The organism is Pantoea sp. E2023-21 (genome assembly GCF_051302795.1).
Taxonomy (GTDB): Bacteria; Pseudomonadota; Gammaproteobacteria; order Enterobacterales; family Enterobacteriaceae; genus Pantoea; species Pantoea ludwigii_A.
Genome location: NZ_CP195345.1, coordinates 413,936 through 433,625 on the forward strand (window position 1 = coordinate 413,936; position 19,690 = coordinate 433,625).

18 protein-coding genes are annotated in these 19,690 nt (G+C 53.7%); 6 read left to right on the forward strand and 12 right to left on the reverse strand.

The genetic code is table 11. From position 1 onward, the window contains the following. Positions 1–9: 9 nt before the first annotated feature. Positions 10–1,950 carry a methyl-accepting chemotaxis protein gene (locus tag ACRQ84_RS20950; protein ID WP_483817963.1) on the reverse strand — a complete coding sequence of 647 codons (1,941 nt, stop codon included), beginning with the start codon at positions 1,948–1,950 and terminating at the stop codon, positions 10–12. Between the two features lie 244 nt (positions 1,951–2,194). Here ACRQ84_RS20950 and ACRQ84_RS20955 point away from each other — a divergent pair, with 244 nt between their 5' ends. After that, on the forward strand, positions 2,195–3,301 hold the full coding sequence (locus ACRQ84_RS20955; RefSeq protein ID WP_483817964.1) for a Fic family protein: 1,107 nt from the start codon (positions 2,195–2,197) through the stop codon (positions 3,299–3,301). A gap of 140 nt (positions 3,302–3,441) precedes the next feature. On the opposite strand, the gene ACRQ84_RS20960 is transcribed toward ACRQ84_RS20955, so the two are convergent. The 3 genes from ACRQ84_RS20960 to ACRQ84_RS20970 all read right to left on the reverse strand — a co-directional run bounded on the left by ACRQ84_RS20960 (position 3,442) and on the right by ACRQ84_RS20970 (position 5,220). Continuing rightward, the gene (locus ACRQ84_RS20960; protein ID WP_064740126.1) at positions 3,442–3,795 is read right to left on the reverse strand and encodes a YebG family protein; all 354 of its coding nucleotides are present in this window, start codon (positions 3,793–3,795) and stop codon (positions 3,442–3,444) included. A gap of 73 nt (positions 3,796–3,868) precedes the next feature. Next, a complete protein-coding gene (locus tag ACRQ84_RS20965) occupies positions 3,869–4,663 on the reverse strand; it encodes an SIR2 family protein (protein WP_008108794.1) in 795 nt (264 codons plus the stop codon). Further along, positions 4,660–5,220: a non-canonical purine NTP pyrophosphatase gene (locus ACRQ84_RS20970; protein WP_064740127.1), complete on the reverse strand. Its 561-nt coding sequence runs from the start codon at positions 5,218–5,220 to the stop codon at positions 4,660–4,662. The genes ACRQ84_RS20965 and ACRQ84_RS20970 overlap by 4 nt, the downstream gene beginning before the upstream one ends. A gap of 214 nt (positions 5,221–5,434) precedes the next feature. On the opposite strand from ACRQ84_RS20970, the gene ACRQ84_RS20975 reads away from it, so the two are divergent. Beyond that, positions 5,435–6,796 (forward strand): putative bifunctional diguanylate cyclase/phosphodiesterase, encoded by a 1,362-nt coding sequence (locus ACRQ84_RS20975; RefSeq protein WP_483817965.1) that lies wholly within the window; start codon positions 5,435–5,437, stop codon positions 6,794–6,796. A gap of 118 nt (positions 6,797–6,914) precedes the next feature. On the opposite strand, the gene ACRQ84_RS20980 is transcribed toward ACRQ84_RS20975, so the two are convergent. From ACRQ84_RS20980 to ACRQ84_RS21015, 8 genes are all read right to left on the reverse strand, one after another. Continuing rightward, positions 6,915–7,784, reverse strand: a complete 870-nt coding sequence (locus tag ACRQ84_RS20980) for an ABC transporter substrate-binding protein (RefSeq protein ID WP_483818517.1) — start codon at positions 7,782–7,784, stop codon at positions 6,915–6,917. A gap of 35 nt (positions 7,785–7,819) precedes the next feature. Next, the gene (locus ACRQ84_RS20985) at positions 7,820–8,617 is read right to left on the reverse strand and encodes an amino acid ABC transporter ATP-binding protein (RefSeq protein ID WP_483817966.1); all 798 of its coding nucleotides are present in this window, start codon (positions 8,615–8,617) and stop codon (positions 7,820–7,822) included. Further along, entirely contained in the window at positions 8,601–9,524 is a 924-nt protein-coding gene (locus tag ACRQ84_RS20990; RefSeq protein ID WP_483817967.1) for an amino acid ABC transporter permease, read from the reverse strand. The genes ACRQ84_RS20985 and ACRQ84_RS20990 overlap by 17 nt, the downstream gene beginning before the upstream one ends. A gap of 9 nt (positions 9,525–9,533) precedes the next feature. Then, entirely contained in the window at positions 9,534–10,046 is a 513-nt protein-coding gene (locus ACRQ84_RS20995; protein ID WP_064740132.1) for a GNAT family N-acetyltransferase, read from the reverse strand. A 9-nt stretch (positions 10,047–10,055) separates the two neighbouring features. Next, on the reverse strand, positions 10,056–10,988 hold the full coding sequence (locus tag ACRQ84_RS21000; RefSeq protein WP_483817968.1) for an ABC transporter substrate-binding protein: 933 nt from the start codon (positions 10,986–10,988) through the stop codon (positions 10,056–10,058). 16 nt (positions 10,989–11,004) lie between these two features. Next, positions 11,005–12,318 carry an LLM class flavin-dependent oxidoreductase gene (locus ACRQ84_RS21005; RefSeq protein WP_483817969.1) on the reverse strand — a complete coding sequence of 438 codons (1,314 nt, stop codon included), beginning with the start codon at positions 12,316–12,318 and terminating at the stop codon, positions 11,005–11,007. A gap of 82 nt (positions 12,319–12,400) precedes the next feature. After that, positions 12,401–13,558 (reverse strand): amidohydrolase, encoded by a 1,158-nt coding sequence (locus ACRQ84_RS21010; RefSeq protein ID WP_483817970.1) that lies wholly within the window; start codon positions 13,556–13,558, stop codon positions 12,401–12,403. A 22-nt stretch (positions 13,559–13,580) separates the two neighbouring features. After that, entirely contained in the window at positions 13,581–14,576 is a 996-nt protein-coding gene (locus ACRQ84_RS21015; protein ID WP_064740136.1) for an MsnO8 family LLM class oxidoreductase, read from the reverse strand. Positions 14,577–14,945: 369 nt separating this feature from the next. Between ACRQ84_RS21015 and ACRQ84_RS21020 the strand changes: the two genes are divergently transcribed. From ACRQ84_RS21020 to ACRQ84_RS21035, 4 genes are all read left to right on the forward strand, one after another. Beyond that, entirely contained in the window at positions 14,946–15,923 is a 978-nt protein-coding gene (locus ACRQ84_RS21020) for a TRAP transporter substrate-binding protein (protein ID WP_483817971.1), read from the forward strand. A 48-nt stretch (positions 15,924–15,971) separates the two neighbouring features. Further along, positions 15,972–16,478: a TRAP transporter small permease gene (locus ACRQ84_RS21025; RefSeq protein WP_064740138.1), complete on the forward strand. Its 507-nt coding sequence runs from the start codon at positions 15,972–15,974 to the stop codon at positions 16,476–16,478. A gap of 12 nt (positions 16,479–16,490) precedes the next feature. Continuing rightward, entirely contained in the window at positions 16,491–17,777 is a 1,287-nt protein-coding gene (locus ACRQ84_RS21030; protein ID WP_064740139.1) for a TRAP transporter large permease, read from the forward strand. Positions 17,778–18,059: 282 nt separating this feature from the next. Then, positions 18,060–19,682, forward strand: a complete 1,623-nt coding sequence (locus tag ACRQ84_RS21035) for a TIGR04028 family ABC transporter substrate-binding protein (RefSeq protein WP_064740140.1) — start codon at positions 18,060–18,062, stop codon at positions 19,680–19,682. The last annotated feature ends 8 nt before the right edge of the window (positions 19,683–19,690 follow it).

Consider the following 19,690-nt stretch of genomic DNA (forward strand, 5'->3'; position numbering starts at 1 on the left):
ATTGATCGATTAGCTCAGTTGGAAACGCCCAACGGTGTTCGCCAGCTGTGAGGCCTGATCTTCCAGCGAACTGGCGGCGGCAGACATCTCCTGCACCAGCGCGGCGTTCTGCTGCGTGGTGCTGTCCATCTCGTTCACCGCGATAGTCACCTGACTAATGCCGCGCGCCTGCTCATCGGATGCAATGACGATTTCACCAATAATGGTGCGCACCGAATTCACCGCCTGCGTCATCTCCTGCATGGTTCGGCCCGCATCCTGCACCAACTGCACGCCGCTGCCGACGCGCTGCGTTGATTCCTCAATCAGCGCGCCGATATCTTTCACTGCATTGGCGCTGCGCTGGGCCAGATTACGCACTTCCGAAGCCACCACGGCGAAGCCGCGCCCTTGCTCACCGGCGCGTGCCGCTTCGACTGCGGCATTAAGCGCCAGAATATTGGTTTGGAAGGCAATGCTGTTGATGATGGCGGTGATGTCGCCAATTTTCTTCGCACTGTCATCGATCTGTGCCATGGTCTGCACCACCTCGCCCACCAGCGTTTCACCGCGGCTGGCAATGTGCGTGGCGTTGTCGGTGAGTGTCGTCGCCTGATGGGCGTTGGTGGCATTATGTTTCACCGTGGCGGTGATCTGCTCCATGCTGGCAGCCGTTTGCTCCAGTGCGGCAGCTTGTTGTTCAGTGCGTGAAGCCAGATTCAGGTTGCCGCTGGCGATTTCACCCGCGCCCTGACGTACCGACGAGCTGGCATCCTGGATCTGTCCCACGATATCACGCAGCTGGTTTTGCATGGTATGCAGCGCAAAGAACAAGCTGCTGTTATCGCGCCCCTTCAGCGTAATGACGTTATCCAGTTTGCCGTCGGCCACCGCCAGCGCGATGGTTGCGGCTTCCAGCGGTTCGCCACCAATCGGTTTCAAGACTTTGCGGCTGAACAGCATGCCAAGCAGCGTACACACCACCAGAATGCTGATGACCATCAGGATTACCGCGTTAATCAGCTGGCGATGTGCGGCGGCCATTACCTGGCTCACTGGCGCAACCACGCCGAGATACCATTTTTGATCGCTGTTACCAATCACCACCGGCTGCCATGTCACCAGTGCATCTTCACCGAGCAGCGCATCGTGTTGTTCCGTTACGCTATGGCTGAAGTTGTGCGTATCCCCCTTCCACGCTTTGCTGGTCTGGCTTTTATCCGGATATGACACCACATTGCCGGCGCTGGAGAGCAACATCGCATAGCCGCTGCCTTCCCAGGGTTTGATTTTATTCACCTTCTCCTGCAGTGAAGCCAGCGAAATATCGGATGTGACCACGCCCCACAGTTTGCCCTGGCTGACAATCGGTGCCGCCACTGAGGTCAGCAGTGTTGGCACGCCGTTATAGGCGTAGCTGTACGGCTCAATCAGCGTGTCTTTCTGGCTTTTTTGCGGCAGCAGATAGTAATCGCCCTGACCCGGCGTAAAGATTGAGGTCAGCGGATGCATGTTGAAACTGCCGGCCTGATCGCGATCGACGAAGAAAGCGTAGCGACCTTTCGGCGCTGCATTGGGCTGGGTAGCGAACTCCGCGTCGCGTCCATCGAAGGCGTTCTCTTCGAAGATGACGGATATCGACAGATAATCCGGATTATCACGCAGCGCCGATTCCATCAGCTTGTCCGCGACTTTGCGGTCCTGAATGCCCGCCGCGGGCAGTGCAATCAGGCTGTGACCGAGGTTGTGCGCCACATCACGCGCGTAGCTAAGTTGATGCTGAATTTGCAGCGCCTGGCTTTGCGCAATCTGCTGCAAATAGTTTTCGGCCAACGACTTTTGTTCGTTACTGGATTGCCAGCTAAGGACGCCGATGGTCACGGCAAAGCCGAGCGTAATGGTTAAGGCGCCCGTCAGCAGCATCTGCGTGCGGGTGCTCATGGTTTTCTTAAGTGATGCGTGTTTGGCCATTATGGCGCTCCTGGAGTTGACACTTATCGGTATTCACAACCACTCCCTGTGCGCGTACATCCCTTTGAACACTCTATCGGCGCGCAGAGTGGGAACTTGATGGCTATGAATCGATCGGAAACCAGACGATTGGGCGGTTCTTTCGACTGAGGCTGGTCGTTGAGCCGAATAAGGGCTATTATTCAGCTCACATATCGAGCCGAATAATCTCGCTATTTAGCTCATTCGCTAGCGGAGAAAACCTATGTGGATTTGGCAACGGCCAGAATGGCCGCAGTTCCACTGGCAGGACGACAAAATATTGCCGCGCCTGCGTCAGTTGCAGCAACAACGTGGCGTTTTGCTGGGGCGTGCCAGCGTGCAGGAGAATAGCGAACAACAAACGCTGGATACGCTGCTGAGCAACATCCTTTCATCCTCAGCGATCGAGGATGAACGCATCAATGCGCAATCGGTAAGATCTTCTCTCGCACGGCGTTTGGGCGTTTCGCTCGATCAACCTTATCCGGTTTCAGAACGTTCAGAAGGGCTGGCTACCATGATGATGGATGCCATCACACAACGCGATGAAACCCTTACCCTGGCGCGATTGTATCAGTGGCATCGCTGGTTATTCCCGGAATGTGAGTGGACGATCAAGCGATTGAATGTAGGAACGTTGCGTGGTGATGAGCCGATGCAGGTGGTTTCGGGGCGTATCGATCGACCAACGGTGCATTTTGAAGCGCCGCCGCGTGCCGGTCTGAAAGCCCAACTTGATGAATTTGTTGCCTGGTTTAATCACAGTCGCGAGGATCCGCTGCTCGATCCGCTATTGCGCGCCGCGCTTTGCCATCTGTGGTTCGTCACGCTGCACCCGTTTGAGGATGGAAATGGGCGCATCACCCGCGCACTAACCGATTTGGCGTTAGCACAGGCTGATAGCCAAAGCATCCGTTTGTATGCCATGTCGGCATCGATCCTGGCGCGACGTGCGGATTATTACCGCATCCTGCAGGAGACGCAGCGCGGTGCAATGGACGTCACAGATTGGCTGCTGTGGTTTTGCGATGTGATGAATGACAGCCTGGAACACGCGTTGAAAACCGTTACGCGCACGCAAGATAAAGCGCGTTTCTGGCTGATGCATAACGCTGCTGAGCTTAGCGCGGAGCAAACCCGCGTGCTGAATCGCTTGCTGGATGGCGGTGAACACGGTTTTAGCGAAGGCATCAGCGCAGGTCAGTATCAGAAGGTGGCGAAAGTGAGTAAAGCCACGGCCACACGGCATCTGACCGAACTGCTGGCGAAAGGTTGTCTGCAGAAATTACCCGGCGGCGGACGCAGTACGCGCTACCAGATTAAATGCTGAAGGGGCCGATTACAAAACGGCGCACTTTGACATTAAATTTAATCACCGCATATACCGGAGCGGCGCGATTTATCGCGCAATAAATTGCGCCGCTACGGTATGTGCAAAGTGATGAGGCCAATCATGGCGACCCAGCCCAATTAGGCCGCTTTAACCGCGCGCACTTTCTTTTCCGGCGCCGCAGCTTCTGTTTCAGCATCCGATGCTGTAGAGGCTTCAGCAGGTTCCTCAGCGTCCGCTACGTCACGCTTGACCACGTCAGGGCGTTTACTGGTGCGCAAAATATGCTGCACCGCATCTTTCTGTTCAGCCAACAACAGACCCAATGCTTCAGCCTGCGCTTCACCCAGTTCTGGCTGATGTTGCTGCAACCAATCGGTGAAGGCGTCTGCCATATCGAGCATTTTGTCCCAGGCATCCGCGTCTTTTTTATTGGCAAACGTCATCTTTTCTTCACCCTTTCTGACTACAACATATTTGGTTTCGACTGCCATGATGCACCTCGGTTAACTGTATTTATATACAGTATATTCTGATCAAACTTTTCCAGGCAATGACTTTCTGCTGTTAAGCGAGTAATTCTTCCAGGAACAGCGCCAGGGCTTTACGCGGATCGTCCTCTTCCGAGACGATCATCTCAATGCCCCACTGTCCCAGCACCTCTTTCGCCACCGGATTATTGCGGTTAGTGAACAGATAAGATTTGGGACGTGCGGTAGCCAGCCCAGTGCGGCCCCACATTTTTGTCAGGCGGTAGAATAACAGACGAATATTGAAATCGCTGATGCTATAGCCGACGAATAACACCGAATTGCCCATCACGTCGTGCGTGAGTTTGATATCAAGCGGCGAATCAAAATAGAGGCGCTCAAAGTAGCTGCTCTCATCGAGCACGATTGAGGTATCGTCGTCGAAATCACCATGAAGCTTGATGATATGCCGCTTATCTTCGGTCAGAGACACCAAATCTGCCGCATTTGCCACCTTGCTGTAAGGTACATTGTGCGCCTCGTGCGCCATCTCCAGCCAGCGATCGTAATTGGTGGTGTAGATGCGAGAGAAGTTACCTTGCGTAATCATGGTGTGGATTTCAGAACTGCGCACATCAATATCCGGACGATGCCATTCGCGATCCATCCAACTGCGCAGCGGCCCCAGCGAGCCTTTACGCTGTTTGTAATATTCCGCCAGCGACAAATGCGTACCGTAGGTATTGAAGATTTTCGGGTCGTAGCCGAGTTCTTTGGCCAGATGAGCAATCAGCTCATGCCACTCAGGCAGGCCAAGATTGCGTGAAATGCCCGCCCCCGCAAACAAGATCAGTTTACCGGCGTCGTAGGCGCGTTTAAGCTCCGGTTTCATGCCAGTCCTCGCGACGTTTTCAAAAAGGTAGCAAAGCGATCCAACGCCAAACGGCGCATAGAAATCTCATTTTTTAGTTCGCCCATTTCGGCGAAAGTTTGCGTGTGCCCTTCCGGGATAAATACGCAGTCCCACTGAAATTCGCGTGGGCCAGCAGGCTCAGTGGCGATGGTGCCGCGCAGTTCACCTTCAAACTGATACATCTTTTGCCCGTCACAATAACCTAATACCGTTTTCGCCGTAACGCAGGGGCTATCCAGACCGTTAACCAGCTTGGTAAATCGCTCGGCGTTCAGACGGCTCCAGAAGATGCGCGTGAGCCCGGCGGGTAAGCCGTTCAAGCCATCCAGATAGAGCCCGGTATGTTCAACAAACAGTGGACGACCGATAATCGAGAACGCTTTGGTGAGCTTGTCGCGCACCAGCTCAACCTCATTTTCAGTCTGAATCTCTTCGATACGGCGCGCGATAGGGAGTACTTCGACACCCACTGGCCCAAGGATGGTACGGACCTCGGCCAGCTTTAGCTCATTTGCAGATAGGAAACGTATTTTCATTGCAATCACTAAGTTAAGAGTGAATTTACGTGCTGTTTGAGACTTTCCATTTCGATTTCATTCTAACGCGTGGAGAGATAACTGGATAGGAACAATCTCTGATGGTAATAAAAGTATAATACGAAAAAAATTTATGACACTCGCCTCGCTTAACTCTAGAATAGCGATGAAAAGAAATGTGATTAATATGAAAGTAAAGAAATGAGAACTACAGATGAACTCTTATTTTAATTCACGATATTCTATGGTAAAGGATCTACCCTTCGCAATGAAGGGGGATAATCCAGAGAAGAAATTACGTTTAACCTTGTTAATTGCTGGATTCTCCAGCATTTTAGCAGGTCTCTATATGGTGATAATCAATGTCTCCAGTGGCCGGAATGGCGTCGCGGGATTATATTGCATCAGCCTATCATTAGGGTTTTATATTGCTGCTGTGGCTTTTAGTGACAAACTGTCTAAGCACCTCTATATCATCGTCCACGCTTTGTTACTGATCATTATATTGTTGTTTCTGCTGGACAACGGTCATGCCATTGAAAAGCATTCAGAGTACAATTATCTGGTGGCATTAACCGTTGGTTCAGTATTGGTATTGCGGCAGCAATCACCCTACTTAAGTAAAATATTTCCGATAATCTGTCTGGTCGTTTATCTGTTTTTTATCTCAACCGGTTTGACATGGCAAGTTAAGCATTTTCAATTCAATATTCCGCAAGAGTCTGGATTCTATATCGTTAACTGTGCGGTACCGATGATCGCGTTACTGTTAACCGCCTTCACGCTGCGCGGCAACTATTCTGAAACCGATTTGATTAAGCGTGAACTCTCACAGGCCATTGAAAAAAACGCGCTGGAACTCTATTACCAACCACAGGTTGATAGCGATAAAAATCTCATCGGGTTTGAAGCTCTGCTGCGTTGGAAACATCCTGCGAAAGGTTATATCTCACCCGAAGTGTTTATTCCCGTGGCAGAAAAAAGCGGCTTGATTATTGAAATTGGGAAATGGGTGATGGAGCGCACCTTACAACAAATCGCTGAATGGGATCGTACGCAGTACCTCGGTGATTTGGTGTTTTCCGTTAACATCAGTCCGCTACAATTGATGCACCGTGATTTTACTCAGGAAACCTTACTGACGCTCTCGCACTATAAAATCCGCCCGGAACGACTGAAATTCGAGATCACTGAAACCACCTTTATCTACGATCAAAAGCGTATTGGTGAGGTGATCAATCACTTTAGCCAATTAGGTGTTAAGTGGGCGATTGATGATTTTGGCGTTGGCTATTCGTCGCTTAAATCGATCAGTGATTTTGCCATTGATGATATTAAAATCGATAAATCACTCACCCTGCAAATTTTCAAAAATGAGTCATCGGCCATTGTGGTACAAAAAACCATCGAGTTATCGCGCGAAATGGGCATAACCGTCCTCGCCGAAGGCATCGAAAGTGAAGAGTATTTCACTTACCTGCGTGATAAAGGTTGTCATCTGTTTCAGGGCTACCATTTCGCCCGCCCGCTGCCAGCCCCTGATGCATTGGTATGGATTAAAAAAGCGAAAATATAATCTACGCATATACCGTAGCGGCGCGATTTATCGCGCACTACATTGCGCCGCTACAATGTGTGCGCTCGGTAATGGGAATTGTTATCTCTTAACTATCAAACCAATCCCCTTTAAACAATTACTGATAAACAATTCCCGGTGGATTCACCTGCGAGGTTTCAACCGCCTCTTCCTGTTCACCCCAACGCGCCAACACCTGTTTGTACTCGCCGCTCGCGATCGCCCCATTGATCGCCTGCTGCAGCGCCACATCCAATCCGTTGCCTTTTTTGGTGGTCACCGCCACCCACGCGCGGAATGGGCCGTGGCCGACAATTTTGGTTTGCCCGCGCGAAGCGACTTTCCATGCCGCCATCGCCTGCGGGCCAAACGATGCGTCGGCACGCCCAGAAAGCAGCGCCAACGTGGCCGCAGCATCATCGTTGAGATAAATCGGTTGCACCGGCGCTAAACCTTGCGCGCGATTTTTCTCATCCCAGCTGAGCAAAATCCTTTCCTGATTGGTGCCGGAACCGACAATAATGCGTTTGCCCGCCACGTCTTCCCGCCCTTTAATCGCGGTAATCGCACTGTTAGTTTTCACTGCAAACGCATGGTTATCGGCGCGATAGGTGGCGAAATCGAACTTTTTCTTCCGCTCTTCGGTGACGGCAATATTAAACATCGCCACGTCATAGCGCCCGGCGGTGATACCCAGCGGCCAATCTTCCCAGGCCGCCGGCACCAGTTTTAATTTCAGGCCAAGGCTATCTGCCAGCAAACGCGCAATATCCGGATCGCTGCCAATCAACGTTTTATTATCTGATGCCCACAAACCAATCGGCGGCGAATTCATCGACGTGGTGGCAACGGTTAAATAGCCGGGATTAACGAAATGAAAACCCGGCGGAATTTTAGCGATAGCCTGTGGATTCGCCGCAATATTAATCGGCGTTTCGTTATTTTTAGCATCCAGCGTTTCTGCTGCAATGGCTGGCGCGGTTAACATCACTGCCAGTAACGCTGTAATCATCACTCGTTCCATTAAAGTACCCGCGCCAGAAAACGTTTAGTGCGCTCGTGGCGCGGTTGATTAAGCACCTGAGTGCTGCTGCCCTGCTCCACAATGCGGCCATCGACCATAAACACCACGTTGTCCGCGACTTCACGCGCAAAACCGACTTCGTGCGTCACAATCACCAGCGTAGTGCCTGAACGCGCCAGTTTTTTGATCACATCCAGGACTTCGCCCACCAACTCAGGATCGAGCGCTGACGTCGGTTCATCAAACAGCATCACGCGTGGATTGAGCATCAGGGCACGCGCAATCGCGATACGCTGCTGCTGGCCGCCCGACAAATGGCGCGGCCAGGCATCGGCTTTATGGCGCAGGCCCACCACATCCAACAGTTCACCGGCGCGATCAATCGCTGCTCGGCGTGACAGTTGGCGATGCGCAATCGGTGCTTCAATCAGGTTCTCCAGCACCGTTAGATGCGGGAACAGATTGAAGTTCTGAAACACGTAGCCGACATTGATGCGCTGACGCAGAATCGCCTTCTCTTTCAGCTCATACAGCTTGTCGCCGCGACGCTGATAGCCGATGTAATCGCCATCGATCTGGATATAGCCTTCATCGACACGTTCGAGATGATTAATGGTGCGCAGCAGCGTCGATTTGCCCGACCCGGAAGGCCCGAGGATCACCGTCACCGATCCCGGTTCAAGCTCCAGCGACACCTCATCCAGCGCTTTCAGTTTGCCGAACGACTTGCTCACGCCGGTGATGCTAATGGCGCCAGCAGTATGCAGATTCTTGCGGTAATCAATGGCTTCGGACATGGGAAAGCTCCTCGGTGACAGGTTTGGCGCTGCGGTTGCGCCATTGACGCCAGCGCGATGGCTGCGGTTCACGGGTGACGCTGCGCGCCAGCCAGCGCTCAACGCTGTGCTGCAGCAGGGACAGCACGGTGGTGATAATCAGATACCAGGCCGCGCCCACCATCAGCAGTGGAATCACCTGCTGCGTGCGGTTGTAGATCATCTGGATGGTGTAAAACAGTTCCGGCATCGCCAGCACGTACACCATCGAGGTACCTTTGGCGAGGCTGATAATTTCATTAAAGGTGGTTGGCATTATCGCGCGCAGCGCCTGCGGCAGAATGATGCGGAAGGTGCGACGCGTGGAGGATAATCCCAGCGCCGAAGCCGCTTCAAACTGGCCGTGATCGACACCCAAAAAGCCGCCGCGAATGATTTCGGCGCTGTAGGCGCTCTGCACCAGCGTCAAACCAATCACCGCCGCAGGGAACTGGCCGAGTACGTTAATGGTCTGGAAATGGCCCCATGACAGCGCGGTAAACGGAATGCCGAGCGACAGCGTGTCGTAAAGATAAGAAAAGTTGTAGAGGATGATCAGCACCACAATCAGCGGCAGCGAGCGGAACAGCCAGATATAACCGAATGCCAGCGTACTGAGCAGCCACGATGACGAAAGCCGCGCCAGCGCCAACAGACCGCCGAAGATCAGGCTGAGGATAGTGCCGAACAGCGTCAGCAGCAGCGTTTGCCCTAAACCGCTGAGGATCACCGGATCAAAAAACCATTTGGCGAACACGCCCCATTCCCAGCGCGGATTGAAGGCCACAGAATCAATCACGCTGGCCAGAATAAACAGCGCGACAATCGCGCCGACGGTACGTGCCGGATATCGCGCCGGCACCACGGTTAAACGTTGTTGGTTACTCATTGCAACTCCTTAGCTGGCCTGCGCCACGCTATGCACATCAATCACTTTCAGGAAGCGCAAGCGTCCATCGTGTGGCGGCTGGCTGTAGACTTCCATATCCTCCAGCAGCTCAAACTGCGGCTGATAACCGTGGCCGATATATAACTTCACCGCTTCCGGCTGGCGGAAACCGGTGGTGAGAAACACGCGCTGGTAACCAGCACGCAGCGCACGGCGCTCCAGTTCCTGCAGGATCAACAACGCCAGCCCCTGACGGCGAAGATCGCTGCGCGTCCAGATGCGTTTAAATTCGGCGGTCACCGCGTCATAGGGTTTGTACGCGCCCATCGCGATGATTTCGCCGTCACGCTCCAGCACGATAAATAGCCCGCGCGGCGGCAAATACCATTCGGTCAACTCAACCTCTTTTTGGCTGGTGAAGAACGCGCCGTAGCGCGCGGTGTATTCACCAAACAACCCGGTCAAAATCGGCTGCAGCTCAGGCGCTTCCGGTGACACTTCGCGGAACAGTTGCTCGCTCATGCGGCCTCCTTAATCACCCAATCCGGCCGGATTGATTTCTGAACTGTCGATACGCTCAACGCCTTCACCCCAGCGCTTCAGCACCTTGTCGTAATCGCCGTTCTTGATCACGCCATTCAGCGCGGTGTTGATCGGCTGCACCAGACCGCCATTCTTCTTCACCGTCACCGCGATGTGTGCCGCTTTCGGCCAGCCGCCATCGACGCTGCCGACTAAACGCGTTTGCCTGGTTAGCGCCGCTTTCCAGGCACCAATTACGTTCGGACCGAAGAAGGCATCCGCGCGACCCGACTGCAACGCCAGCGTTTGCGCCGCATCGTCTTTGGTATAGACCGGCGTAAACGGCTTCAACCCTTTGGCCTGATTCTCTTTATCCCAGGCCAACAGGATCGACTCCTGATTGGTGCCGGAGCCAACGATAATGCGCAGTCCGGCGATATCTTCGGCTTTGGTCAGCGACTTAATCGGGCTGCTGGCTTTGACGTAAAAACCGAGTGAATCTTTGCGATAGGTAGCGAAATCGAAGCGCTCTTTGCGCTCTTTGGTGACGGTTACGTTACTGATCGCCGCATCGTATTTGCCCGATGCCACGCCAAGCGGCCAGTCTTCCCACGAGGTTGGCACCACGTTGAGTTTCAAACCCAGGCTGTCGGCGACCAGGCGGGCGATATCCACTTCGCTGCCAAGCAGGGTTTTGTTGTCATCACTGAACACCGTCAGCGGCGGTGAATTCAGGGCGGCGACCGCCACGGTGAACGAGCCCGGCACGGCGAAGCGATGTCCGGCCGGAATCTGCGCCACAGCGGCATCATTCTTCGCAGTATTGATTGGCGTTTTGTTGGCTTCAACACTGATGTTCTGCCCGTTAACCGCCACGTCTTCGGCGAATACGGCGCTGCTCATGCCCAGTAGTAACAGCGCGATAAGGGATTTTTTCTGCATAGCGTATTCTCGACTCTTATTGTTGTGTGAACTGGTTAACGGGATCTTTCAAACCAAAGCTGGCGCGCAGCGTGGTGCCGGGATATTCAGTGCGGCTTAAGCCGCGCGCTTGCAGAATCGGTACCACGCGATCGACAAAGCGTTCGAAGGTATCGGGCGTGCCGCCCTGAATGATGAAGCCATCGGTGGCTTCGCTCTCGAACCACAGCTGCAAACCATCGGCTACCTGCTCTGGCGTGCCGTGGAACAGCGGACGCGGCGTCGCCGCTTCCAGCGCCGCCTGACGCAGCGTGTGGCCGTGCTCGCGCGCTTTGCGTTTGATTTCATCGGTGGTGCTGCGGAAGCTGTTTTGCCCGATATCGCCCAGCTCCGGGAACGGCGCATCCAGCGGATATTGCGAGAAGTCATGATGATCAAAGAAGCGACCGAGATAATTGAGCGCATCTTTGATGGAAACCAGCGCGGCGGTGGCTTGATACTGCTGCTCCACATCTTCTGCGCTGTCGCCAACAATCACGCCGACGCCCTGGAAAATGTGCAGGTCGCCTGGTTCACGGCCGTTTTCCACCAGCTGTTTTTTCACATCGCGGTAGAACGCCTGTGCTTCTTCACGCGTCGGCTGATGGGTAAAAATGGCATCGGCATGGCGCGCCGCCAGCTTTCTGCCATCTTCCGAAGCGCCCGCCTGAAACACGACCGGTCGCCCTTGCGGCGTGCGTTCGATGTTCAGCGGCCCCTGCACCTGGAAGAAATCACCGTGGTGATTTAGCGTGTGCAGCTTCTCGGGATCAAAGAACTGGCCACTCTCTTTATTGCGCACGAAAGCATCGCTCTCCCACGAATCCCACAGCCCTTTCACGACTTGCAGATATTCATCGGCGATGCGGTAGCGCAGCGCGTGTTCAGGATGCTGCTGGCGCGAGAAGTTTTTCGCCGACCCTTCCAGCGGAGAGGTCACCACATTCCAGCCCGCGCGACCGCCGCTCAAATGATCGAGGCTGGCAAACTGACGCGCCACGGTGAAGGGTTCGCTGTACGAAGTGGAAACGGTGCCGACCAAACCGAGATGCTCGGTGACGCCCGCCAGCGCTGACAGCAAGGTCAGCGGCTCGAAACGGTTAAGAAAGTGAGGAATCGATTTTTCGTTGATAAACAGGCCATCGGCGACAAACAGGAAATCCAGCTTGCCCGCTTCCGCTTTGCGCGCAATGTGTTTGGCGTAATCGAAATTGATACTGGCATCAGCCAGCGCCGCCGGATGTCGCCATGCGGACATGTTGCCGGATGCGCCATGCAGGATGGTGCCCAATCGCAGTTGTCTTGCAGTCATAATGTTCTCTCTTTTGCCAAGGCGCAGCCTGACGGCGACATCGTGTCGCCGTACAGAATCGGTATTAAATGCGTGAATCGAGTTAGTTCAGAATGGCGTCACGACATCGCACATTGAGGTGCTGCAACGCGTGTTGAGCCAATTGCGCAAAGTATTGTGCAGCGGGGGCAATCAGCGCTTCATCAGGATTGAAGCCGCCATGATGCAGACCAAATTCGCTTGCGCTGCCAATGCTGACAAACGCGCCAGGGATCTGCTGTAAGTAGTAGGCGAAATCTTCGCCGCCAAGATGCAACTCCGCGGTTTGCACGCGGTAGCCCGCTTGCTGCGCCACGTGGCTGGCAAACTGCGCCCAACGCGCATCGTTCTCCAGCACTGGCGGACCCGGATGCCAGCTAAAGGTGGCGCTGGCACCGTTGGCCGCCGCGATGTTCTCCACCAGCGTGCGGGCGCGCTGCTCCAGCTCGGCGCGCACCTGTTTGTCGTGGGTGCGCACCGTGCCACCAAATTCTGCCTCGCCGGGCAGCACGTTCCAGGTTTTGCCGGCGTCGATGCGCGTAACGCTGAGCACTAAGCTGTCCAGCGTATTGAAGCTACGGCTGGTGAGCGATTGCAGCGCCTGAATGATCTGGCTGGCGACCACAATACTGTCCACGCCCTCTTCCGGATGCGCTGCGTGCGCACCTTTGCCAGCAACGTGCACGATAAATTTATCTGCATTGGCATAAAACGCACCGCCGCGTGTCGCGAAGGTGCCGGTCGGCAAACCGGGTTCATTGTGCATCCCGAAAATCGCCTGCACACCGTCCAGAACTCCAGCGTTGATCAACTGGCGTGCGCCGGTGGCGTTCTCTTCTGCCGGTTGGAACAGAATACGGATGCGGCCCGGCAATTGATCTTCAATCGCTTTCAGCTTTAATGCCGCGCCAAGCATCACGGCACTGTGTACGTCATGCCCGCAAGCGTGCATCACGCCGCTGTTGCGCGAACGGTAAGCAAGTCCGGTGGCTTCGTGAATCGGTAACGCATCGATATCGGCGCGCAGCGCAATCAGCGTGTCGCCGCTTCCCACTTCCACTATCACGCCGGTTTCCAGCGGATAATCCAGCAGACGCAAACCGGCGTCCTGTAACCAGCGACGTAGGCGTGCGGTGGTTTCGACTTCGCGACCGGACAACTCCGGCCAGCTGTGCAGCTCGCGTCGCCAGTCAATCAGCTGATGTTCGCTAAATTGCGTCATACCTGCCTCCGGAAGCGGCGAATCATGCCGTCACTAAACGATGTGTGGCTAACAGTTCGAGTGATTTCACCCGCGCCTGCTCTTCCGCCACTGGCGTATCAATCACGAACTCTTCAATACCGAAATGCTGATGCAGCGCATCCAGTTTGGCATGCACCTGCGCGGCGGTGCCTTTCAGCAGCGATGGCGTGCGCGGTTCAATCACGTAATCGGTGTAACCGCCCTGACGCACATAACGCTCGGCTTGCTCGACGCTGCCGACGTTAACGCTGGGGCCCTCTTTCACGCTGACGTGATACACGCGCAGGTTATCCACCAGCAAATCGGCTTCCGCTGGAGAATCTGCCACCACCACTTGCACCGCCACCAGCGCGCGCTGGCCGTTGCTATGCTGGCGATAGCCGTTGAGCACTTTTTCCATTAATTGCGGATCGCCGTTGTGGTGTGCGGCGAACACCAACTGCCAGCCCAGTTCCGCTGCCAGTTTGGCGCTCTCTTCACTGGCACCCAGCAGGAAGCGATTCGCCGGACGCGGCGGCTGCGGCGTGGCGCGCAAAATCTCTTCATCACCCACCGGCGGCACGTGCAGCCAGCTATCCAGCAGCGTCAGTTGCTCGGCGAAGCTGCCTTTCTCCTGCAGATGCACGCCGAGCTGCAGCGCACGCGTCGAGAGCGGCAAGCCGCCCGGCGCTTTGCCAACACCGATATCGATTCGTCCCGGCGCTAATGACGCCAGCAAGTTGAAATTTTCTGCGACTTTATACGGGCTGTAATGCTGCAGCATCACGCCGCCGGAGCCGACGCGAATATGCTGTGTCTGGCCAATGATCCAGGCGATCAGCAGTTCCGGCGAGGGACTCGCCAGACGATCGGTATTGTGGTGTTCCGCTAACCAAAAACGGTGATAGCCCCAGGCTTCCGCCTGCTGCGCCAGCTGTAAAGTGCGATGAAGCGCGTGGCTGGCCGTCTCTCCATCGGCAATCGGCGATTTATCCAGCAAACTCAGTCGGTATGACATGCGCCTTATCCTTATCAAAGTGAATATGGCGAGTAGTGTGGTGCGGTAATCACTGATTCGTAAAACATCATATTGTCGTATCTATATTTACTTTATGCATATCAGATAGATAGGCTATATGCACCGGGTTTAATTCCTTTTAAAACACACAATTAAGTAAAACCCGCAGGAATTGTTAAGGCGATGTTTTGAAAATGTGACACTCAATATAAAATTATTAAAACATCGTTTCAAAATGTGACGCAATTCATCCAATCGCAATTGCCTTATTTTTCCGCGAAGTAATTTCTCTATGCTGGCACCACGCGGCCCCCCTCTGGAAAGTCATTGTGCCGCACCTCTGCTTCATCCTTTGCTGGAGAAAAAAGAATGACGTTTAAAAAATTACTCTTGGTAGTTTCGTTATCCTCCGCTGCAGCATTTTTCCCTGCCGCGGTGTCCGCTAAAGTCATCAAAGTGGCGGAAGTGCAACCCGCAGGCTATCCGACCGTCGTGGCACTTGAGCACATGGGCGAGAAGCTGAAAAAAGCCACTAACGGGCGCTTAGAAATGAAAGTTTATGCCGGTGGTGTGCTGGGGGATGAAGACCAAACGCTGCAGCAGGTACAACTCGGGGCCATCGATATGATTCGCGTGTCGCTGGCACCGGTCACCACCATCGCGCCAGAGACCAGCGTCTTAACCTTGCCGTATGTTTTTCGCGATGAGAATCATATGCATCAGGTGTTGGACGGCGATATCGGCAAACAGATTGTCGACAAATTCGATAACGATCCCAACGCCCGCATGATTTTCCTCGGTTGGACCGACGCCGGTGTGCGGAACATGATCACCAAAAAACCGATTGCTAAACCCGACGATCTGAAAGGCATGAAGATTCGCGTGCAAAACAGTGCTATCTCACTGGCCACCTTGAAAGCGATGGGGGCCAATCCCGTGGCGATGGGGGTGAGCGAAGTGTTTAGCGCCATGCAAACAGGGGTTGTAGATGGCACCGAAAACAATCCACCGACGTTTGTCGCCCATAACTATATGCCCGTCACCAAGTACTACACCCTGACTGGGCACTTCATTCAGCCCGAAATGATCCTCTACTCCAAACTGTTGTGGAATCGGCTATCGGCTGACGATCAGGCGCTGCTAAAGAAACTCGGCAAAGAAGCGCAGGATGAGGAACGTCAGTTATGGGCAACCTACACCCAGCAATCGATTGAAAAAATGAAAGCCGGCGGCGTGACCTTCCAGGAAACCGATCGTGAAACATTCATCAAGGCGACTCAGCCGGTGCGCGATCAGTTTGGTGGAAAATATCAGGACCTGATGAAACAGATTGCTGATGTGAAGTAACCCTTTCCACGCCACGTCTCAACGTGGCGTTTTACTCAGGTAAACACTATGACTGCATATTCTCGTCTGATGGATGGGCTTTATTTACTGTGCATGGCGATTGCCGCTGTGGCGCTATTAATTATGGTGACGGTCATCCCCATCGGGATATTTTCACGCTACGTGTTAAACGATGCGCTTTCCTGGCCAGAACCGGTCGCCATCATTTGCATGATCATCTTTACCTTTATTGGTGCGCCGGTGGGATTTCGTGCCGGTACACATATCTGTGTATCAATGATGACCGACAGGCTCTCGCCCACCAACCAGCGTTGGCTGCTGAAACTGTCTGACATCTTAATGATCATCACCTGTCTGGTGATTTTCCGCGCCAGCTACAACCTGTGTGAAGCGATGTGGGTTCAAACGCTGGCCTCACTGCCGGTGGTGACGTATGGCGAAATGTATTTACCCATCCCGGTCGGCGCGGTGTTTACGCTGTTATTTGTAGCTGAGCGATTAATTAATGGCGATCAAAGCCAGCGAGCAATCGTCACTCTTGGTGGCACCCATTAAGCGGAGCAAAAAATGGACGCACTCATTTTAATTGGCAGTCTGGTGGTATTGCTGTTGCTGGGTTTTCCCGTGGCGTTTGCCGTTGGGTTAAGCGCATTTATCGGCGCATGGTGGATCGAATTACCGTTGGAAGCAGTGGTGATACAAATTACCAACGGGATCAACAAATTTTCTCTGCTGACTATTCCCTTCTTTATCCTGGCGGGCGCCATTATGGCGGAAGGCGGCATTGCCCGACGGCTAGTCAACTTTGCTTATATTTTTGTCGGATTCATTCGGGGCGGATTGTCGCTGGTTAATATTGTCGCCTCAACCTTTTTTGGCGCTATTTCCGGATCTTCGGTCGCGGATACCGCGTCAATTGGTTCAGTCATGATTCCGCAGATGGAGGAGAAAGGTTATCCCCGTGATTTTGCTGCGGCAGTAACGGCCAGCGGGTCGGTGCAAGCGGTTTTAACCCCGCCCAGCCACAACTCGGTAATTTATTCACTCGCCACCGGCGGTATCGTCACCATCTCTTCGCTGTTTGTCGCCGGCATTATTCCCGGTCTGTTACTGGGATTATGCTTAATGGTGATGTGTCTGATCTTTGCGCGTAAACGTGGTTACCCTAAAGGTGAGCGCATCCCTTATAAGCAGGCGGTGAAAATCTTCTTCGATGCGTTTTGGGGCCTGTTCACTATTTTTATTATTCTCGGCGGGATTCTCTCAGGTATTTTTACCGCCTCTGAGTCAGCAGCAATCGCCTGTATTTGGGCGTTCTTCGTCACGATGTTTATCTACCGCGATTTCAAATGGAATCAATTGCACATTTTGGTTTTTCGCACCATCAAGACGGTGACGATTGTGATGGTGCTGATTGCCTTCGCAGCCGGTTTCGGTGCGGTGATGACCTTTATGCAACTGCCCACCATCATTACCGAGGCCTTTACCCAGTTCTCCAGTAACAAATATGTGATTTTGATGTGTATTAACCTGCTGTTGCTGGTGGTGGGAACATTAATGGATATGGCGCCGCTGATCCTGATTTTGACGCCAGTATTATTACCTGTGGCCACCGCACTGGGCGTTGACCCGGTGCATTTCGGCATGATTATGCTAACCAACCTTGGCATTGGTTTAATTACCCCGCCGGTCGGCACGGTGTTATTTGTGGCCAGCGCAGTGAGTAAGCAGAAAATTGAGCAAGTGGTTAAGGCCATGCTGCCGTTCTATGGCGTGTTGTTTATTGTGCTGATGCTGATTACCTATATTCCGGCATTGTCGCTCTGGCTACCGCAATTAATGGGGGTGATGTAGCAACGCGCATTTATAAGGCGTGAGCAGGTTATTTAATATTCGCACATTGTGTAGCGGCGCGATTTATCGCGCAATAAATTGCGCCGCTACAATACATGCGATAAGCACTATCGTTGTTCATATCAACAAAGAGGTAAAGAAGCGCCACGACATCTCTTCACCTTTTTCAATCCTATTTATCTTTTTCAGAAAAGCTTAGTGCAATTCCTTGGTTCAACTCACGGGTGCGGCATTCAATGATGAAAACCGCCCGTCGGGCTATTGATAAAAAAAGGAATCACCATGACTAAGCACTTTCACTTGCAGGCTCTGAGTTTGGCCCTGCTATCAGGGATATTTAGTGCCCACGCGGCGGATACGCCGGTCAAAGGCGGCACGCTGATTTATCTCGAACAACAGGCGCATACCAACCTTTATCCACCCGCCGGTGGCTTTTATCCCAATGGCGGTATTCTGAATCAAATCACCGATAAACTGACGTGGCAGAATCCGGAAACCTTAAAAGTAGAACCGTGGATTGCCGAAAGCTGGAGCAGTAACGCCGATAAAACCGAATATACCTTTAAAATTCGTCCCGGCGTCACGTTCTCCGACGGCACGCCATTAGATGCCAATGCGGTAGCAAAAAACTTTGATACTTACGGTCTGGGAAATAAAGCCCAGCGCCTGCCGGTTTCCGAAGTGATTAATAATTACGATCACAGTGAGGTTATTGATCCGCAGACGGTGAAATTCTATTTCAGGAAACCATCACCCGGTTTTTTACAGGGCACGGCAACCATTGGTTCAGGTCTGGTTTCCCTCAGCACCCTGCAGCGTAGTTTCGACCAACTCGGCGATGCGCGCCATATTATTGGCTCCGGCCCGTTTGTCGTCAGCGATGAAAAACTCGGGCGCGAAGTCGATTTAACCGCGCGCAAAGATTACCAGTGGGGCCCGAAAAACAGCGCCCAGCAAGGTCCTGCCAATCTCGACGGCATCAAGTTTATTGTGACGCCGGAAGACAGCGTGCGCATCGGCGCGCTGCTGGCCGGCCAGGCCGATTTTATTCGTCAGGTGCAAGCCTATGACGAGAAGCAGGCGCAGCAGCAAAACTTCCCGATTTATGCCGCCCCCACGCGCGGTGTCAACGACAGCATCAGCTTCCGCCCGGATAACCCGCTGGTCAGCGATGTGAACGTGCGTCAGGCGCTGCTACACGCCACCAACGCGCAGCAAGTGGTGCAAACCCTGTTCTCACCCAACTATCCGCAAGCCACCTCGGTGATCGCCACATCGGCCGCCGGTTACGTCAACCTGGCCGACAAGCTGAAATTCGATCCCGCGTTGTCGAAAAAACTGCTGGATGACGCGGGTTGGAAACCGGGTAGCGACGGCATCCGCGAGAAAGATGGCAAAAAACTGGCGTTAACCATTTACGAATCACTACCGCAGCCGCAGAACAAAGAAGTGCTGCAGCTGGTGGCGCAGCAATGGCGTCAGGTTGGCGTCGCGCTGGCGGTCAAAGCCGGTGACGCCGGCAGCCGCGTACTGGATAACCTCGATCCGCTGAAAACCCCGCTGGTGGTATCCGAAGTGGGCCGCGCCGATCCTGACGTGGTGAAAAGCCAGTTCTATCCGACAAACCGCGATGCGCTGCTGCAAAAAGGCGGCTCCAGCGACAAAGTGCAGAACTTCCGCGACGACAAGCTCAACACGCTGTTGTTGAGTATCTCCTCCGAAGTCGATGCGGCAAAACGCCTGGCGGTGACCGGTGATGCGCAGCGTTATCTGCTCGACCAGGCGTATGTGATTCCGATCTTTGAAGAGCCGCAGGTGTTTGCTGGTGCGCCGTGGTTGAAAGGGGTGAATTTTGAAGCCGTGGGTCGTCCATCGTTCTACGGCGCGTGGCTGGAAAAACACTAAGGCGGGTC

What these genes read in the sequence shown, in the direction of transcription:
- ACRQ84_RS21010 (WP_483817970.1), bottom strand. Translation starts at nt 13,558, where the DNA reads ATGACGCAATTTAGCGAACATCAGCTGATTGACTGGCGACGCGAGCTG.
- ACRQ84_RS21005 (WP_483817969.1), bottom strand. Translation starts at nt 12,318, where the DNA reads ATGACTGCAAGACAACTGCGATTGGGCACCATCCTGCATGGCGCATCC.
- ACRQ84_RS21015 (WP_064740136.1), bottom strand. Translation starts at nt 14,576, where the DNA reads ATGTCATACCGACTGAGTTTGCTGGATAAATCGCCGATTGCCGATGGA.
- ACRQ84_RS20980 (WP_483818517.1), bottom strand. Translation starts at nt 7,784, where the DNA reads ATGTTAACCGCGCCAGCCATTGCAGCAGAAACGCTGGATGCTAAAAAT.
- ACRQ84_RS20950 (WP_483817963.1), bottom strand. Translation starts at nt 1,950, where the DNA reads ATGGCCAAACACGCATCACTTAAGAAAACCATGAGCACCCGCACGCAG.
- ACRQ84_RS20985 (WP_483817966.1), bottom strand. Translation starts at nt 8,617, where the DNA reads ATGTCCGAAGCCATTGATTACCGCAAGAATCTGCATACTGCTGGCGCC.
- ACRQ84_RS20960 (WP_064740126.1), bottom strand. Translation starts at nt 3,795, where the DNA reads ATGGCAGTCGAAACCAAATATGTTGTAGTCAGAAAGGGTGAAGAAAAG.
- ACRQ84_RS21030 (WP_064740139.1), top strand. Translation starts at nt 16,491, where the DNA reads ATGGACGCACTCATTTTAATTGGCAGTCTGGTGGTATTGCTGTTGCTG.
- ACRQ84_RS20965 (WP_008108794.1), bottom strand. Translation starts at nt 4,663, where the DNA reads ATGAAACCGGAGCTTAAACGCGCCTACGACGCCGGTAAACTGATCTTG.
- ACRQ84_RS21025 (WP_064740138.1), top strand. Translation starts at nt 15,972, where the DNA reads ATGACTGCATATTCTCGTCTGATGGATGGGCTTTATTTACTGTGCATG.
- ACRQ84_RS20990 (WP_483817967.1), bottom strand. Translation starts at nt 9,524, where the DNA reads ATGAGTAACCAACAACGTTTAACCGTGGTGCCGGCGCGATATCCGGCA.
- ACRQ84_RS20955 (WP_483817964.1), top strand. Translation starts at nt 2,195, where the DNA reads ATGTGGATTTGGCAACGGCCAGAATGGCCGCAGTTCCACTGGCAGGAC.
- ACRQ84_RS21035 (WP_064740140.1), top strand. Translation starts at nt 18,060, where the DNA reads ATGACTAAGCACTTTCACTTGCAGGCTCTGAGTTTGGCCCTGCTATCA.
- ACRQ84_RS21020 (WP_483817971.1), top strand. Translation starts at nt 14,946, where the DNA reads ATGACGTTTAAAAAATTACTCTTGGTAGTTTCGTTATCCTCCGCTGCA.
- ACRQ84_RS21000 (WP_483817968.1), bottom strand. Translation starts at nt 10,988, where the DNA reads ATGCAGAAAAAATCCCTTATCGCGCTGTTACTACTGGGCATGAGCAGC.
- ACRQ84_RS20975 (WP_483817965.1), top strand. Translation starts at nt 5,435, where the DNA reads ATGAACTCTTATTTTAATTCACGATATTCTATGGTAAAGGATCTACCC.
- ACRQ84_RS20995 (WP_064740132.1), bottom strand. Translation starts at nt 10,046, where the DNA reads ATGAGCGAGCAACTGTTCCGCGAAGTGTCACCGGAAGCGCCTGAGCTG.
- ACRQ84_RS20970 (WP_064740127.1), bottom strand. Translation starts at nt 5,220, where the DNA reads ATGAAAATACGTTTCCTATCTGCAAATGAGCTAAAGCTGGCCGAGGTC.